The sequence below is a fragment of the Pseudomonas sp. WS 5146 genome (genome assembly GCF_012985495.1).
GTDB lineage: Bacteria > Pseudomonadota > Gammaproteobacteria > Pseudomonadales > Pseudomonadaceae > Aquipseudomonas > Aquipseudomonas edaphica.
The window spans coordinates 186,006-202,940 of sequence record NZ_JAAQWL010000008.1 but is presented as its reverse complement, the minus strand read 5'-3'; the positions used below and the strand labels follow the sequence as shown (position 1 = coordinate 202,940).

The 16,935-nt window shown below is 61.0% G+C and carries 15 protein-coding genes and 1 riboswitch; of the genes, 5 read left to right on the top strand and 10 right to left on the bottom strand.

Translation table 11 applies throughout. The features are described 5' to 3' along the window. Positions 1–61: 61 nt before the first annotated feature. From HBO41_RS20800 to ahcY, 4 genes are all read right to left on the bottom strand, one after another. Positions 62–1,954, bottom strand: coding sequence for a DEAD/DEAH box helicase (locus tag HBO41_RS20800; RefSeq protein ID WP_017139415.1), 1,893 nt, complete (start codon positions 1,952–1,954; stop codon positions 62–64). A gap of 221 nt (positions 1,955–2,175) precedes the next feature. Beyond that, positions 2,176–2,967 carry an ABC transporter substrate-binding protein gene (locus HBO41_RS20795; protein ID WP_099550357.1) on the bottom strand — a complete coding sequence of 264 codons (792 nt, stop codon included), beginning with the start codon at positions 2,965–2,967 and terminating at the stop codon, positions 2,176–2,178. Positions 2,968–3,096: 129 nt separating this feature from the next. Continuing rightward, on the bottom strand, positions 3,097–3,942 hold the full coding sequence (metF, locus tag HBO41_RS20790) for a methylenetetrahydrofolate reductase [NAD(P)H] (protein WP_169987548.1): 846 nt from the start codon (positions 3,940–3,942) through the stop codon (positions 3,097–3,099). Between the two features lie 169 nt (positions 3,943–4,111). Next, entirely contained in the window at positions 4,112–5,521 is a 1,410-nt protein-coding gene (ahcY, locus tag HBO41_RS20785) for an adenosylhomocysteinase (RefSeq protein WP_017139412.1), read from the bottom strand. A 21-nt stretch (positions 5,522–5,542) separates the two neighbouring features. After that, positions 5,543–5,648, bottom strand: a riboswitch (S-adenosyl-L-homocysteine riboswitch). Positions 5,649–5,846: 198 nt separating this feature from the next. Here ahcY and HBO41_RS20780 point away from each other — a divergent pair. The 3 genes from HBO41_RS20780 to HBO41_RS20770 all read left to right on the top strand — a co-directional run bounded on the left by HBO41_RS20780 (position 5,847) and on the right by HBO41_RS20770 (position 9,145). Next, complete coding sequence (locus HBO41_RS20780; RefSeq protein WP_017139410.1) at positions 5,847–6,245, top strand: acyl-CoA thioesterase; 399 nt, start codon at positions 5,847–5,849, stop codon at positions 6,243–6,245. Positions 6,246–6,331: 86 nt separating this feature from the next. Beyond that, positions 6,332–7,216 (top strand): formate/nitrite transporter family protein, encoded by an 885-nt coding sequence (locus HBO41_RS20775; protein ID WP_017139409.1) that lies wholly within the window; start codon positions 6,332–6,334, stop codon positions 7,214–7,216. Between the two features lie 66 nt (positions 7,217–7,282). Further along, positions 7,283–9,145, top strand: coding sequence for a DUF3857 domain-containing transglutaminase family protein (locus tag HBO41_RS20770; protein WP_169987545.1), 1,863 nt, complete (start codon positions 7,283–7,285; stop codon positions 9,143–9,145). 42 nt (positions 9,146–9,187) lie between these two features. On the opposite strand, the gene HBO41_RS20765 is transcribed toward HBO41_RS20770, so the two are convergent. Next, entirely contained in the window at positions 9,188–10,447 is a 1,260-nt protein-coding gene (locus tag HBO41_RS20765; RefSeq protein ID WP_169987543.1) for a sodium:proton antiporter, read from the bottom strand. Positions 10,448–10,639: 192 nt separating this feature from the next. Between HBO41_RS20765 and HBO41_RS20760 the strand changes: the two genes are divergently transcribed. Then, positions 10,640–11,026 carry an MAPEG family protein gene (locus HBO41_RS20760; RefSeq protein WP_138449257.1) on the top strand — a complete coding sequence of 129 codons (387 nt, stop codon included), beginning with the start codon at positions 10,640–10,642 and terminating at the stop codon, positions 11,024–11,026. Positions 11,027–11,179: 153 nt separating this feature from the next. Here the strand turns inward: HBO41_RS20760 and HBO41_RS20755 are convergent, their stop codons facing one another. Beyond that, positions 11,180–12,367 (bottom strand): murein transglycosylase A, encoded by a 1,188-nt coding sequence (locus HBO41_RS20755; protein ID WP_017139405.1) that lies wholly within the window; start codon positions 12,365–12,367, stop codon positions 11,180–11,182. A gap of 129 nt (positions 12,368–12,496) precedes the next feature. Here HBO41_RS20755 and HBO41_RS20750 point away from each other — a divergent pair, with 129 nt between their 5' ends. Next, a complete protein-coding gene (locus HBO41_RS20750) occupies positions 12,497–12,946 on the top strand; it encodes a cytochrome c (RefSeq protein WP_017139404.1) in 450 nt (149 codons plus the stop codon). A gap of 6 nt (positions 12,947–12,952) precedes the next feature. Here the strand turns inward: HBO41_RS20750 and HBO41_RS20745 are convergent, their stop codons facing one another. From HBO41_RS20745 to metK, 4 genes are all read right to left on the bottom strand, one after another. Next, positions 12,953–13,348 (bottom strand): DUF1090 domain-containing protein, encoded by a 396-nt coding sequence (locus HBO41_RS20745; protein ID WP_169987541.1) that lies wholly within the window; start codon positions 13,346–13,348, stop codon positions 12,953–12,955. A 69-nt stretch (positions 13,349–13,417) separates the two neighbouring features. Further along, entirely contained in the window at positions 13,418–15,082 is a 1,665-nt protein-coding gene (gene ligB, locus HBO41_RS20740; RefSeq protein ID WP_099550361.1) for an NAD-dependent DNA ligase LigB, read from the bottom strand. Between the two features lie 95 nt (positions 15,083–15,177). After that, positions 15,178–15,525 carry a hypothetical protein gene (locus HBO41_RS20735; protein ID WP_169987539.1) on the bottom strand — a complete coding sequence of 116 codons (348 nt, stop codon included), beginning with the start codon at positions 15,523–15,525 and terminating at the stop codon, positions 15,178–15,180. Between the two features lie 213 nt (positions 15,526–15,738). After that, positions 15,739–16,929, bottom strand: coding sequence for a methionine adenosyltransferase (gene metK, locus HBO41_RS20730; RefSeq protein ID WP_099550362.1), 1,191 nt, complete (start codon positions 16,927–16,929; stop codon positions 15,739–15,741). Positions 16,930–16,935: the final 6 nt, after the last annotated feature.

Below are 16,935 nucleotides of genomic sequence, written 5' to 3'. Positions count from 1 at the left end.
GCTAACGCCTGGATGCAAAAACGCCCCGATTAATCGGGGCGTTTTTGTTAGCGTCGAAAACTCAGCGGTTGCGGGTCAGCAGCGCTGGTTTTTCACCACGAGGGCGGCCTGGCAGTTGATCCAGCTGCTCAGGTGTCGGGAAGCGATCCGCTTTCGACTCCTTGTGGATGATCTTCGGCGCCGGACCACCGCGCGGGTTCTGCACGGCGGGTTCCGACAAGCGTGGCTGGTCGTCACGAGCCGGACGGCGGTTGTTGCTGCGCGAGTCTTCACGACGGGCCTGGCCGTCACGGGGGGCGCCATTACGCGGGCCGTTGCGCTTGGCAGGTGGCGTACCGGTGGTACCGCCGCTGCTGTTGCGCGGGCCATTTTGACGACCGCCCTGTGGCTGGCCGCCACGTGGAGCACCCGTGCCTGCGCCCGCACCTTGTGCCGGGGCACCAGGACGGCGGCCACGGCCCTGGGCCGGCTTGGCCTGAGGCACGTAGTCAACGCGGTTACCGAAGTTATCCACATCGTCGTCGAGGAACTCGTCCGGGGCGCGGTCGGCAGCGGCACGTGGCGGCTGGCTCGGCTGGCGCTGTTCGCGGGCCGGGGTGCCTTCACGGGGCTTCTGCTCACGGGCTGGGCGTTCGCCACGGCCGTTGGTAGGCGCTTTTTCCTTGCCGCCTTTGTCTTTGCCCTTGTCGCGGCGGCCACCGCCACCACCGCCGCCGTTCGGGCCATCGCCCTTCGGACCGCGTGGGTTGCGTGGGTTACGCACGTCCGGACGCTCGCGCGCTTCAGGCTTTTCGGCCTCCACGGCGCTGGAGTCGAAGCCCATCAGGTCGCCGTCGGCGATTTTCTGCTTGGTCATGCGCTCGATGCTTTTCAGCAGCTTTTCTTCGTCCGGAGCGACCAGGGAAATGGCCTCGCCCGAACGACCGGCACGGCCGGTACGGCCGATACGGTGCACGTAATCTTCATCGACGTTCGGCAGCTCGAAGTTGACCACGTGTGGCAATTGGTCGATATCCAGGCCGCGCGCGGCGATATCGGTGGCGACCAGGATGCGCACAGTGCCGGCCTTGAAATCGGCCAGCGCTTTGGTGCGCGCGTTCTGGCTCTTGTTACCGTGAATGGCGACGGCGGTGAGGCCGTGCTTGTCCAGGTACTCGGCCAGGCGGTTGGCGCCGTGCTTGGTGCGGGTAAACACCAGCACCTGCTCCCACGCGCCGTGGGTGATCAGGTGCGCCAGCAGGGAACGCTTGTGGCTGGCGGCCAGGCGGAATACGCGTTGCTCGATACGCTCGACCGTGGTGTTCGGCGGCGTGACTTCGATGCGTTCCGGGTTGTGCAGCAGCTTGCCGGCCAGGGCGGTGATGTCTTGGGAGAACGTTGCCGAGAACAGCAGGTTCTGACGTTTGGCCGGCAGGCGGGCGAGGACCTTTTTCACGTCATGGACAAAGCCCATGTCGAGCATGCGGTCGGCTTCGTCCAGCACGAGGATTTCCACGTGGGACAAATCGACGCTGCCTTGGCCGCACAGGTCGAGCAAACGACCCGGGCAGGCTACCAGCACGTCAACACCACGAGACATGGCCTGAACCTGTGGGTTCATGCCGACGCCGCCGAAGATGCAGGCGCTGACGAACTTCAAGTCGCGGGCGTACAGCTTGAAGCTGTCGTGCACTTGGGCGGCGAGTTCGCGGGTTGGGGTCAGGACCAGTACGCGCGGTTGGCGCGGGCCGTGACGCTGGGATTTGTCCGGGTGACCGTTGGGGAACAACCGCTCCAGAATCGGGAGGGCGAAACCACCGGTTTTACCAGTACCTGTCTGCGCCGCAACCATCAGGTCGCGACCTTGCAACACGGCGGGAATGGCCCGCTGTTGCACCGGAGTAGGCTCGGTATAGCCCGCTGCCTCGATGGCGCGGACTAAAGCCTCGGAGAGACCGAGGGAAGCAAAGGACATGAGTAATCCTGTTTTAGTTAGGGCTTGGCCCAAAGGGATAATCTTGCCGGGCGTGAATGGCGCTTAGGGGAGCGCAACCCCGTCCGGTCCTGCTGCGTCTGGCGGGCACTCCACCGGCTCGCGCGGGCTGAAAGCTGCGCAGTAGCTGGGTTAGGTGCCTTTTTCAAGACCTCAGCGGCCGGGCGTGAGCCTGGCGGAAAGGCCGGAGTATAACAGAGCAATCACGGCGCGCCGCTTTCCTGCTGCTCAACGGTGTGTTCAGGGGCTGTATTGGCTTGGATTCCGCCATATTTGGCGCTTAAGGCTGCGTAGGCAGGCTCTTGCTTGAAGCGCTTGAGCTCGGCGGCGAAGCGTTGCACCAGCAGGTCCATGCCGGCGCCACGGCGCACGGCTAAAAATTGCGGCTGGCGGCTGACCACCAGCGGCGCCTGGCTGACCTTGCCTTCCAGGCCCATGGCCTTGATCACATGCTGGCCGACTCGACGGTCCGTAATCACCAGGTCAATGCGGCCCAGCGACAGTTTGCCGAAGTTGGCCTCATGGCTGGGCGCCGGCTCGCGGTCGAACAGGCTGGATTCGCTGAAGGCCTCGCCATACAGATAGCCTGGCGACGTGCCGACCGTCAGCCCGCGCAGGCCATCCAGGGTCTGGGCCGGATGAGGGCGGTCGTTGGCATAGAACAGCACGAACTCGACAGCCGACAACGGTTCGCTGGGGTAAAGCAGCAAAGCATCGCGCTCATGGCTGTGGAAAATATCCAGTGCGCCATCGGCGTGGCCCTGGTCCAGCATGGCCAGGCAACGTTTCCAGGGCAGGAATTGCCACTCCACCTCCACCCCCAGGCGTTGGAACACGATCATCGTGGTTTCGTAATCCAGGCCGCGCATGCTGCCGTTGTCGTCGTACACATAAGGTGCCCAAGGCTCGGTGACAACGCGCAATTTCTCGCCGTAAGCGGTGAAGCTCAGGCAAGCAAAAAGCACAGCGGTCAACAGCTTGAGAATGACGGGCATCCCCTGAGGTTACGATGCTCCTGCGCTAAAGAGAAGCTCTGGCACACGCATTCGCGGGCAAGTTGATATGGCGCATTAAAAGCAAAAGGCCCTCGTATAAACGAGGGCCTTGGCATTACCAAACAAGCCTTAGCGTGGCAGCTTGAGGTTATTCCAGATGGCCAGGCTGGGTTCAGTCTGGTTCAGGGTGTAGAAGTGCAACCCTGGTGCGCCACCTTGCAGCAATTGTTCACACATCTGCGTGATCACCTGCTCGCCGAACGCCTGGATGCTCTTGACGTCATCGCCATAAGCTTCCAGTTGCTTGCGCACCCAGCGTGGGATTTCAGCACCGCAGGCGTCGGAGAAACGCGCCAGCTTGCTGTAGTTGGTGATCGGCATGATGCCCGGCACGATAGGGATATTCACACCCATGGCCCGTACGCGCTCGACAAAGTAGAAGTAGCTGTCGGCGTTGAAGAAGTACTGGGTGATCGCACTGTCGGCGCCGGCATTGGCCTTGCGCACGAAGTTCTGCAAATCGTCTTCGAAATTACGCGCCTGTGGGTGCATCTCCGGGTAAGCCGCCACTTCGATATGGAAGTGATCGCCGCTTTCTTCGCGGATGAAACTCACCAGGTCATTGGCGTAGCGCAGCTCGCCGCTGGCCATGCCCATGCCGGACGGCAGGTCGCCACGCAGAGCGACGATGCGCTTGATGCCGGCTTGTTTGTATTGGGTCAGCAGGCTGCGCAGGTCGGCTTTGCTGTCGCCCACGCACGACAAGTGCGGAGCGGCGGGAACTTTGATTTCGCTTTCGAGCTGCAGCACGGTGTTGATCGTGCGGTCACGGGTCGAGCCGCCGGCGCCGTAGGTGCAGGAGAAGAAGTCGGGGTTGTAGCTGGCCAACTGCTTGGCAGTCGCCATCAGTTTTTCATGCCCAGCATCGGTCTTGGTCGGGAAAAACTCGAAGCTGTAGCGACGGTCTTGGGACATGGTCGTACCTATGGAAACTCAGAATACCGGTGTGGGAGCGGGCTTGCCCGCGATGCAGGCACCTCGGTTTTTCAGCAATACCGAGGCGATGCTATCGCAGCGGTGCGGCGATCCGACAAGCCAGCTCCTACAAAAGCCAGCTCCCCTATGGCAGCTGGCACTGGGCCGATCAGTAACGGTAAGCGTGCGGCTTGAACGGACCTTCGACGGTCACGCCGATGTAGTCGGCCTGGGTCTTGGTCAGTTGAGTCACCACGCCGCCGAAGCCGCGGACCATTTCCAGGGCCACTTCTTCGTCGAGTTTCTTCGGCAGTACTTCCACGGTCAGACGCTCGGCTTTCTGGGCCGGCGACAGGTCGGCGTACTTCTGGCCGAACAGGAAGATCTGCGCCAGGACCTGGTTGGCGAACGAGCCATCCATGATGCGGCTTGGGTGGCCGGTGGCGTTGCCCAGGTTAACCAGACGGCCTTCAGCCAGCAGGATCAGGTAGTCGTCGTTCTGCGGGTCGAAATCGCCAGCGCCGGTACGGTGAACCTTGTGTACCTGCGGCTTCACTTCTTCCCATGCCCAGTTCTTGCGCATGAAAGCGGTGTCGATTTCGTTGTCGAAGTGGCCGATGTTGCAGACTACAGCGCGCTTCTTCAGGGCTTTGAGCATGTTTGCGTCGCAAACATTCACGTTACCGGTGGTGGTCACGATCAGGTCGATCTTGCCCAGCAGGGCTTTGTCGATGCTCGCTTCGGTGCCGTCGTTCTGGCCGTTGATGAACGGCGAAACCACTTCGAAACCGTCCATGCACGCTTGCATGGCGCAGATCGGGTCAACTTCGGAGACTTTAACGATCATGCCTTCCTGACGCAGAGACTGGGACGAACCCTTGCCCACGTCGCCGTAGCCGATTACCAGGGCTTGCTTGCCCGACAGCAGGTGGTCGGTGCCGCGCTTGATGGCATCGTTGAGGCTGTGACGGCAGCCGTACTTGTTGTCGTTCTTGCTCTTGGTCACCGAGTCGTTGACGTTGATGGCCGGGATTTTCAGCTCGCCCTTGGCCAGCATGTCCAGCAGGCGGTGTACGCCAGTGGTGGTTTCTTCGGTCACACCGTGAACGCGGTCCAGAATCTGCGGGTATTTCTTGTGCAGCAGCTCGGTCAGGTCGCCGCCGTCGTCGAGGATCATGTTGGCATCCCATGGCGCGCCATCTTTGAGGATGGTTTGCTCCAGGCACCACTCGTACTCTTCTTCGGTCTCGCCTTTCCAGGCATAAACCGCGATACCGGCAGCAGCGATAGCAGCAGCGGCCTGGTCCTGAGTCGAGAAAATGTTGCAGGACGACCAACGTACTTCGGCGCCCAGGGCAACCAGGGTTTCGATCAGCACGGCAGTCTGAATGGTCATGTGGATGCAGCCGAGGATCTTCGCGCCTTTGAGCGGCTGCTCAGCGGCGTACTTGCGGCGCAGGCCCATCAGGGCTGGCATTTCGGATTCGGCGATAAAGGTTTCGCGACGGCCCCAGGCAGCGAGGGACATGTCGGCGACTTTGTAGTCGGTAAAACCTGCAGGCGTGATTACAGCGCTCATGAAGAGCCTCCATTCGTAGTGTGCGAATGGGCGCCGTTGTGCGTTTAGTATCCAGCTGGCTAACCAGGCCGAACAACGCCCCATCCGAGCCTGACAGGTTGAACCTGCTGCAGCGCCCCTCGGACAGGTGGCGGGAGAACGGTATCAATCGAAGATGACCGTTTTGAAGCGGTGGCGATTATAGCCGTGTGCGCGGCACTTCCCAAGCCTTTCTGTCGGCCACATGCAGATCGTGCATGGGCATGATAGGCAATGGTGCATAGAGCTTGGGCGCGGGCTCTGCCATGATGTTGCCCATCATTCGGCAAGACGCTTTGGAGTGACCATGAACTTCCACACCCGCAAATGGGTAAAACCCGAAGACCTCAACCCCAACGGCACCCTGTTCGGCGGCAGCCTGCTGCGCTGGATCGACGAAGAAGCGGCGATCTACGCGATTGTTCAACTGGGCAACCAACGCGTGGTGACCAAGTACATCTCCGAAATCAACTTCGTCAGTGCCTCGCGCCAGGGTGACATCATCGAACTGGGCATCACCGCCACCGAGTTCGGCCGCACCTCGATCACCCTGACCTGTGAAGTGCGCAACAAGATCACCCGCAAAAGTATCCTCACCGTAGAGAAAATGGTGTTCGTCAACCTGGGCGAAGATGGTTTGCCGGCACCGCACGGGCGTACAGAAATCAGGTACGTCAAAGACCAGTTCAAAGACGAAACCGAGTAACTGCGAACCCAGCGGCGGCGGGCATTGAACGCTGGCGGCTGGCGACAGGTCGTACCTGAACAACACCCACCTGTTCAGGTACACCCATGGCGACTCAAGCAGACGGCAAAACCCCCAACCTGTCGCAGGAAGAGCAACAGGACGTCGACAACAACCAGCCGCCCCGCGCGGCGGTGCTGCACGAAATCATCCGCACCCAGGGCGATCAGGAACTGGAACGCAATGTGGCTGCGTTGTGGTGGTCGGCGTTGGCGGCCGGCCTGACCATGGGCCTGTCGCTGATGGGCATGGGGTTGCTCAACTCGCGCCTGCCGGATGGCGAAGCTTTCAAGGTGATCGCCAGCTTTGGCTATTGCGCGGGCTTTCTCGCGGTCATCCTCGCGCGCCAGCAACTGTTCACCGAAAACACCCTGACCGCCGTGCTGCCGGTGATGAGCAAGCCGACGCTGGCCAATGCCGGCCGCCTGTTGCGGTTGTGGACGGTGGTGCTGGTGGGCAACCTGTGCGGCACCTTGCTGGTGGCCTACGTGATGCTGCACCTGCCGATCTTCGACACCAAGACCGACATGGCCTTTCTCGAAATCGGCCGCAAGGTCATGGAAAACGACCCCGGCCAGATGTTCGCCAAGGGCATTATTTCCGGCTGGATGATCGCCACCATGGTGTGGATGATCCCGTCCATGGAAAGCGCGAAGATGTTCATCATCATCCTGATCACTTACCTGATGGCGCTGGGGGACTTCACCCACATCGTCGTCGGTTCGGCGGAAGTGTCGTACCTGGTGTTTGCCGGCGAACTGCCGTGGAAGGACTTCTGGCTGGTGTTCGCCGGGCCGACCCTGGCAGGCAATATCATCGGCGGCAGTTTCATTTTTGCGCTGATCAGCCATGCGCAGATTCGCAGTGAGAGCAGCTTGCCGGGCAAGCCCGCAGACCCGCGCCATCCCCAGCGGGTGAACAAGGACGAGTAAGCTGATTCGTCATAAATGAATGGCAAAGTCGCTGCGCGGTTTTCCATTCATGAAAGAAGGATCTTTATGCGGACTTTCCCTTTTTTGCGGAGGCGCAGTTGGTGCACGCTGGTATTGGCGGTGGGCGTTTTCGGCGTGGCACAGGCCAAGGATGATGCTGCGGATCGCTCCGTGACCATCGAAAAGCAAACTCAGCGCTACGTGATCAATACCGACGGCAGCTATGTGGTGGATGCCGATAAGGTCGTGCTGATCAACGAAGAGCGGGCCATCAGGTCCAGTGCCCAGCAAGCGGTCAGTTACAACCGCTCATTGGATAGCCTGGAGATTATCGAGGCGTTCACGCTCAAGCCCGATGGGCGCAGGGTAATGGTCACCGCGCCACAGATCAGGGAACAACAGGAGCAGGCCTCGGCCAATGCTCCGATGTTTCAGGATTCGCGGGTCAAGGTGGTGATTTTTCCTGAGGTGGCAGTGGGTGATCGTCTGAGCTTGCGTTACAAGCGAATACGCCACACGGCGCTGTTTCCTGGCGAGTTTACCGACTTCTCCACGGCGAGCTTGAGCCCCACGCTGGATTACTCCCTGATCTACGACTTGCCGGCCGACAAGCCTTTGTACGCCGAGGCCCGAGGTTTCAAAGCCTCCACTTCGGCCGCAGCGGTTGGGCGTAAGGTGTACCGATGGGACTACGTGCCGGCCGACAAAACCCGGCCCGAACAAGGCGCGGTGGCCTACACCGACTATGGCCAACTCCTCGCTGTTTCGACCTTTGCAACCTACAAAGACCTGGCCAGGGCTTACGAGGCACGTGCCAAGGTTGAGGTCACACCGCAAATCACCGAATTGGCGCACAGGCTCACCGCCGACCAGCCAACGTCTCGGGCCAAGGCCCTGGTGCTCAGCGATTGGGTGCGCAAGAACATCCGTTATGTGGCGGTGTACATCGACGCCGGCGGCGTGGTGCCGCACCCGGCGCAATCGGTGCTGGACAACCGTTACGGCGACTGCAAGGACCATGTGGCCCTGCTGGAAGCCATGCTCAAGGCCGTTGGCATCGACAGCTCACCGGTGTTGATCAACGCCGGCAATGCCTATGTTTTGCCCAAGGTGGCGGCGTTACGCGTGCTCAACCATGCGATCACCTATGTGCCAAGTCTGGACCTCTACCTGGACTCCACCGCCAGTTTCATCGCTGCCGGTTACTTGCCACTGCAGGACTTGGACAAGCCGGTGTTGTTGACGCGTACTGGCGAGTTGGCACGTACCCCGGCCACTCAACCGAGCAAGCTATCGAGTGAACTGGTGTTCAAGGTCGATGACAAGGGCGCGGCAGACTTTACGCAAACGTCCCTCGCCGAGGGTTGGCGTACCGAAGCGACGCGTTTTTGGATCAGGTCTCAGCAGCCGGTGGAGCGTGATCAGATGATCCAGAAAATGCTGCGCAGCTCAGGCCAGGCGGGCAACGGCACCCTGCAAACAGATGCGCTGGAAGGTACTGCGTCCGGCTTCAACACCACGTTGGCCGGGCGCACGGAAAACCTCGTCAACGTGCCTGGGCCGATCGGTGTACCGGCACTCAGTCGCCTGGGAAGCTATATCGCCCAGGATGTGCAGGCCCTGTCGGTAGAAAAGAAGCGGGTGCAGAACTTCACCTGCTTTGCCGGCGAGAGCGTTGAAAAGGCCCGCTTCGAGTTCCCCGCCTCGTTGACTATTCTGGCGCTGCCCAAGACCGTTTCGCTCAAGGGCGCGGATGTAACCTACGACGCCAGTTATGAGCGCAACGGCAATACCGTGCTGGTTTCCCGCACGCTTGCCTTTAACCACCCCGAAGCGGTGTGCAGCCCTGAGTGGTTCAAGAGTATGCAGCCGATGATCGAGGCGATGTTCAATGACCTCAAAAGCCAGATCATCGTGCAGGCCCATTGATCGCAGGCGCCGGCGGCGAAATGAATCCGCCGCCGGCCTCAATCAGTGAGCCTCGGTTGGCGGTGCAGGCTCATCTTTGGTCACATGCTTGACCAGCTTGCCGATGCTCAAACCCTGCAACAGGATCGACGACAGCACCACGATGTAGGTGATGCTCAGCAGCAAGTCGCGTTCCGGGCCAAGCGGCAGGGCCAGCGCCAGTGCTACCGAGACGCCACCGCGCAAACCACCCCAGGTGAGAATGCGGATAGTGCCGCGTGGCACCGTGCGCCAGCGGCGCAGCAACAGGATCGCCGGGGCCACGGTCAGCAGGCGTGAGGCCAGGATCGCCACGGCCAGCAAGCTGGCGGCCAGTACGTGCAGCCAGTTGAACGGCAACAGCAGCAGCTCCATGCCGATCAGTGCAAACAGCAGGGCGTTGAGCATGTCATCGAGCAACTCCCAGAAGCCGTCGAGGTAGCGGCGGGTCATGTCGTTCATGGCCAGCTTGCGCCCCAGGTTGCCGATGATCAGCCCGGCCACCACCATGGCAATCGGCGCCGAAACGTGCAGTTCGGTCGCCATTGCCGAACCGCCGATCACCAGCGCGAGAGTCAGCATCACTTCGATCTGATGCTGCTCGATGCTCTTGATCATCAGGTACACCAAGTAGCCGATCAGCCCGCCGAACACCACGCCGCCAATCGCTTCATGGGCGAACAGCATGGCCGTGGCGCCGACGGTCGGTGTCTCGCCCAATTGTGCGATGCCCAGCAGTACCGTAAACACCACCACCGCCGTGCCGTCGTTGAACAGCGATTCGCCGACGATGGTGGTTTTCAGTGGTTTGGAGGCGTTGGCGGTTCGCAGCACGCCCAACACCGCAATCGGGTCGGTGGGCGAAATCAATGCACCGAACAGCAGGCAGTAGAGGAAGCTGACGTGCCAGCCGAACAGGGCAAAGATGTAGTACGCCAGGCTGCCGATGACCACGGTGGCGATCAATACGCCGAAGGTCGCCAGCAGGCCGATGGGCCAGCGATAGCTGCGCAGGTCGTTGAGGTTGACGTGCAAGGCGCCGGCGAACAGCAGGAACGACAGCATCCAGTTCATCAGCAAGTCGCCGAAGTCGATCTGGCCGATTAACTGCTGGATACGTTCTTCGAGGCCTGGGTAGCCGATAAGGCTCAGGCCTTGCAAAATCAGGGAAAACAGCAGGGCCGTGACCATTACGCCGATAGTGGGCGGCAGCCCGATAAATCGGTAGTTCACATAGGTGAGCAGGGTGGTAAGGCAAATAAAGGCGGCGACAAGTTCAAGCATCCGAGGTCCTTGGAAGTGAGGGAAGGTCGTTATTGCTGGGATGGACCGCAACAGCGGCGGGATGTTTCAAGGCGCCGGCTAAAAGCCTGATAGAACCTTTCGGCGCGCCTCGGTTCATAGCCGGTGAGTGCGATTTTGCAGTGATAGTGCTAAAACTCTAATTTCTATTTAAAACAAAAAAAGGAATCCATGATGACGGCCGCTTTCTGGTGTGTGTTGATCGCAATATTCCTGCCTTACCTGTGCACAGGGGTGGCCAAGTTCAGCGGTGGCAAGTTCGGCCCGCGGCAGAACCACGACCCGCGTGCCTTCCTGGATACCGTCGAAGGCGTCGCCAAGCGCGCCCACAATGCCCAGCTCAACAGCTTTGAAGTGACGCCTGCGTTTGCAGCGGCGGTAATCATCGCGCATCTGGCCGGTACGGCGTCGCTGGTGACCATCAATGTACTGGCGGTGCTGTTTATCACCAGTCGCCTGCTGTACATCATTTGCTACCTGGCCGACTGGGCGATGCTGCGTTCGCTGGTGTGGTTTGCAGGGATGGCGTTGATTGCGAGTTTCTTTTTTGTGTCGATCTAGAGGTTTGACGTAATTCCCTGTGGGAGCTGGCTTGTGTGGGAGCTGGCTTGCCTGCGATTCGGGCACCTCGGTATGTCAGTTACACCGCGGTGATGCTATCGCAGGCAAGCCAGCTCCCACACAGGCCCGCACACATGGGTTCTTCAGCGTTATTCAGGTGCCGGCAGGCGCATCCGGCACGTGGGGCAACGCCGCGCCCTTGGGCCACAGCATCCAGATCTGCCCCTGCTGCTTCATATTCCCCGCCAGCTCACCCGCCGCGTCACCGGTGCCCCAGAACAAGTCTGCGCGCACTTCGCCGGTGATCGCGCCGCCGGTGTCCTGCGCGGCGACGGGCCGTGCGATGGGCGAGCCATCGGGTTTGGTGGTCGACAGCCACAACAGGCTGCCCAGCGGAATCACCTTGCGGTCTACCGCCACGCTGTAACCCGCCGTCAGCGGCACATTCAGTGAGCCGCGCGGGCCTTCGTTGCTGTCCGGGCGGGCGCTGAAAAACACGTAGCTGGGGTTGCTCGCCAACAATTGCGGAATGCGCTGCGGGTTGGCCTTGGCCCAGGCGCTGATGGCGCCCATGGTCACGTCTTCTTTTTTCAGTTCGCCTTGCTCCACCAGCCAGCGGCCGATCGGGCGGTACGGGTAACCATTCTGGTCGCCATAGCCCACGCGCAATTGGCGCCCACCGGCCAGTTGAATACGCCCCGAGCCTTGAATCTGCAGGAATTGCAGGTCCATCGGGTTGGTCAGCCAGGCAATCGGCTTGGCAGTGGAGCCTTGGCCGTTGATGGTGCTGGCGTCGTCATACGGCTTGAGTACACGGCCCTCGAGGCGGCCGCGCAGGCGCTTGCCCTTGAGTTCCGGGTAGATGCTTTCCAGGTTGACGATGATCAGGTCGTCCGGCACGCCGTACACCGGCACATGGGCGGTGGCGGTTTCGGTCAGGCTGCCGGGGTAGACCGGCTCGTAGTAGCCGGTGATCAGGCCATTGGGTGTGTTGTCGGCCGAGCGCAGGCCGAACACATCCAGGCGCTCCTTGAGAAAACCGCGCACGGCTACGGCATCGCCCGGTACGGTGGCGGCGGCGGCACAGGTTGCGCCCCACACCGGATCAGCTTTTAGGCGCTGGCAGGCACTGCGCCAGGATTCAAACCCGGCCAGCAGGTCGCTGTCGGAAACCGCCGGCAGCGCTTCCCACGGTGCACTGACATAGGTGGCGACGGCATGGGGCTTGGCCGCTTCATCTTTTTTGCCGGTGTCTTTGCCGCCATCGCAACCGGCCAGCAGCGCAACCATCGGCAGAGCCCACACCATTCGGCGGCTCCAGCGTTTCAAGGTGACATTCATACACGTAATTCCTGAAGCGGTTGCCTGCGCCGCAGCGCATTCAGGCAACCCTTATTATTAATAGGGCTATTGGTCTTTGCGGGCGGGGCGAGGATACTGGCCGCCGTTTCCCGTGACCCTGAAGCCATCATGACTTTTAAAAAACTGACCGTGGTATTGCTGGCCTGCCTGACCTTGTCCGCCTGCGGCGGTGTCGATCCTAATTCGCCGCTGGGCCAACGCAAGGCCATCTTCAAACAGATGCTCAAGACCGGCGAAGACCTGGGCGGCATGCTGCGTGGGCGTATCCCGTTCGACGGCGCGAAGTTCGCCGAAGGCGCGGTCAAGCTCGATGCGTTGTCCCACGAACCGTGGAAGCATTTCCCGAGTGTGCGTGAGGAAGATCACACCAGCGCCAAGGATACTGTGTGGCAACAGCAGGCACGCTTCCAGGAGCTGGCCCGAAACCTTGAAACGGCTACCGGTGAATTGGTAATCGCAAGCCAGGTGCAGCCCTACAAGGCCAGCAACCTGGGGCCTGCGGTGCAGAAAGTCGAAGATGCCTGCACGGCCTGCCATAAACAGTTTCGCGACCACTGACCGGTTTTATTTGTCGAGTTCGTCGACAGCCTCCTGCAGTTCTTTGCGCGACTGAGCCAGCTTGTCTTTGCGTTTGTTGATCTTGTCGGCATCGCCTTTTTTCATCGCCTTGTCGAGGTCGGCCTGACGGCGGGTGACTTCGTGCTTGGCGTCGAGCACTTTGTTCTCGCGTTCTTTGCGCAAGGACGCATCGGTGCAGTGGGCGGTGACTTCGCTCAGGGCTTTTTCCAGGCCGGCTTGTTGTTCGCTGTTGCCATGGGTTTTGGCTTGTTCGATTTGTGCGCTGATGGCCTGGCGCTTGGCGGCGCAGCCGGTGAGTTCCGGCACTTCTTCGGCGGCCAGCAGCGGCATGCTCGCCAGGCTTACGGTGGCCAACAAGGCAAGTGGGGTTAGAAATTTCATGTGAGGCTCCAAGGTCGCAATCGGATGGCAGGGTGAATTCTGCCGGGAGTAAAAGTGGCCGGGTTGGGCTTAAAACCCGTCAATTCCAGCCACGCGTAATGTTTCAGCTAACGCTTGTACTTGCGGGTCGCGAAAAAAAGCGCTCAATTGCGCCGCGCGGCCCGGGCCAATGCCGTCGGTGGCCAGCCAGGCTTGCGTGTCTTTGGCGGCCAGGGCCTGCCAGCCACCCTCCAGATCGTTGCGCGCCGAAGGCGGTACGCCCAGGGCTTTTAGCCATTGTGCAAAGGGCCGTTGCCGCGCGCTTTGCAGGCTGTCGAGCACCCGGGCACGGCGGCGATCACCGAAGCCGTCAATGTTAGCAAGCTCTGCCGCATCCAGGGTTAACCAATCGAGAATGCCTGCGATTAGACCGGCCTGGATCAATGCGTTCCAGGTCTCGCGGCCCATATAAGGCAGGGCCAGTCCCTGGTTGCTGCTCAGCCAGGTCAGGCGCGCCAGCAATTGCTCTTCGCAGCCAGGGTCCAGTTGCCAACAACTCAAGGCGTGGAAGTTGCGCGCATCCGGTACTTGCACCGCCACCCTGGTCTCGTTGCGCAGGATCACTTGCTCCAACCGAGGAATCACTTGGCCGGCAAGGCTGATGGAGACCTGATCGCCGGGGCGGATATCCAGTGCATGCCAGTGTTTCAAGGAGCCGACGCTGACGCGGCGGATTTGCCGGTCGTCCAGTCGCACCGACTCCAGTTCCAGGATGGGCGTGATACGCCCCGTGCGGCCGATCTTGAACTGCACCTTGCGTACCAGCGCCAAAGCCCTGGTTATCGGGTATTTCCAGGCGACCGCCCAATACGGCGCGCTGACCTGCCAGCGCTTGGCAGGTGCGTGCCGGGCCTGGTGCAGCACCACGCCATCGCTGGCAAAGGGCAGCGGATGGTTGTACCAGTACCTGCGCCAATGCGCGGCTTCAGTGAGGTTTTGCACGGGATGGCTGTAGCGGCGGCTATCGGTGAACCCCCAGCGCGCCAGGGTGGCCAGGCGCGTGCTGAAGTCTGTCGGGCCGTCGGGCCAGGCCCAGACGAATAGCCCGATCCTGGAGGCCTCGGCATCGCTTAACTGTCGGCGATTCATCAGCCCCGCCACTTTGCTGCGGGCACTGAGCCCGCCGTGTTCGGACTGCACATGATCGTCAAGACGCCAATAGAGTTCGCCTTGCAGCACCAGGTCGATGGGCTCTGGCAGTTGCTGGACAATGCCCTGGATCTTGCGCGCGGCGGCTGTCCAGTCCTGACCGAGCAGGCCGTCGCCACGGCTGATGAGCTGGCTCAGGCGGCCTTTGCGATACACCAGCGTCACCGCAACGCCGTCGACTTTGGGCTGGATCCAGACGTCCTGGCGTGTCTTGAGCCACTCACCCACGGCCCCTTCATCCACCAGCTTTTCCAGGCCGGTATGAGCGACTGGATGAGGCTGCGTACCGCGTGCACCTGCCAGCGGGTTATCAGCCGTCGACTGCGTTTGCGCAAAACAGGCCTGCCACCGCGCCAGGCGCTGTCGGGCCTGGTCGTACAGCTCGTCGCTGACCGGGGACTGACCGAGCCGGTGGTAACTGTCATCCCAGAGCTTGAGCTGTTCAGCCAGGGTGCCGACCTGTGAGCGTGCCTCTTCGGGGCAGTCTTCGGCCCAGGCTGGAAACGCCAGGGCGCTGAGTAGAAGGGCAATCAGTAAATGCATCATGAGCATCCTTGCTCGGAAGGGACGCTCAGCCTAAGTGATCCAGGCGGCCACAAAAAAGCCCCGGCAGTGCGGGGCTTTTTACCGGGTGTTACCAGTTACTTGAACAGGCCGCCCAACGCCTTCACGGCATCGTTCTTTTCCATCTTGGCTTCCTGTGTTTGTTGCTTGGCATCGACCTTGGCCTGGGATTCTGCCAGTTTGTTACAACCTTTGTTGAGCTGCTCCTGAGCCGCTTTAAACGCCTGGACGCTCAGCAGGTCGTTCTTGGCTTGCGCCGCATCGATCTTGGCTTGCAGGTCTTTGGCTTGCTGCTGACAGTCGCCGGTTTTGCCGCCTAGCTGAGTGCTCAAGGCGCCACCCAATGCACTCAGGTCGGCGGCATGGGCCGGCAGGGCAAACAGGCACAACAGCAGGGCGGCAGGAGCGAGCGTGGAAATGCGCATGAAAAACCTCAATGTTCGATTGCTTGCGCGCTGGTCTATCCCGGGCTGGCGCAAGGCAATATCCAAATAAGGTGAGAGGCCCGAGAGGGCGCGGATTCTAGAGGGCCATTATTTGGCCTGCAAGCATTGGATCCAAAAAATACGAAAGTCATCACGCAGACAATAAAAAGCCCCGTCGGGCGAACCCGGCGGGGCTTTTGGTGCAACGCGTGCTTACAGGCCGGCGGCAGTGCGCAGGTCGTTGGCGCGGTCGGTTTTTTCCCAGGTGAAGGTGGTGAAGGTGTCGTCGCCGACAGTCTTCTGCGCAGGGGTACGGCCGAAGTGGCCATAGGCTGCAGTGTCCTGGTACATCGGGTGCAGCAGGTCGAGCATGGTGGTGATTGCGTAAGGGCGCAGGTCGAAGATCTCACGCACCAGCTTGACGATCTTGTCATCGCTGATCTTGCCGGTGCCGAAGGTATTCAGCGAGATCGACGTAGGCTGGGCTACACCGATCGCGTAGGAAACCTGGATTTCGCAACGCTCGGCCAGGCCGGCCGCGACGATGTTCTTGGCCACGTAACGACCGGCGTAGGCCGCCGAGCGGTCAACCTTGGAGGGATCTTTACCCGAGAACGCACCACCGCCATGACGGGCCATGCCGCCGTAGCTATCGACGATGATCTTGCGACCGGTCAGGCCGCAGTCACCCACCGGGCCGCCGATGATGAACTGGCCGGTCGGGTTGATGTGGAACTGAGTGTCTTTGGTCAGCAGTTCGGCAGGCAGCACGTGCTTGACGATCAGCTCCATCACGCCTTCACGCAGGTCGGCGTAGGACACGTCCGGGTTGTGCTGGGTCGACAGTACAACGGCGTCGATGCCCACCACTTTGCCGCCTTCGTAACGGCAGGTGACCTGGGACTTGGCGTCTGGACGCAGCCATGGCAGCACGCCGGATTTACGTGCTTGCGCCTGGCGCTGTACCAGCTGGTGCGAGAAGGTGATCGGTGCCGGCATCAGCACGTCGGTTTCGTTGCTGGCGTAGCCGAACATCAGGCCCTGGTCGCCGGCGCCCTGATCTTCAGGCTTGGCGCGGTCCACACCCTGGTTGATGTCGGGGGACTGCTTGCCGATGATGTTCATCACGCCGCAGGTCGCGCCGTCGAAGCCGACGTCGGAGCTGTTGTAGCCAATGTCGGTGATCACGTCACGAACGATCTGCTCCAGGTCGACCCAGGCCGTGGTGGTGACTTCACCGGCGATGATCGCCACGCCCGTTTTCACCAGAGTCTCGCACGCCACGCGGGCGAACTTGTCTTCAGCAATGATGGCGTCCAGCACCGCGTCAGAAATCTGGTCGGCGATTTTGTCCGGATGCCCTTCAGACACGGACTCGGAGGTGAAAAGGGAGTATTCGCTCATCTCGAT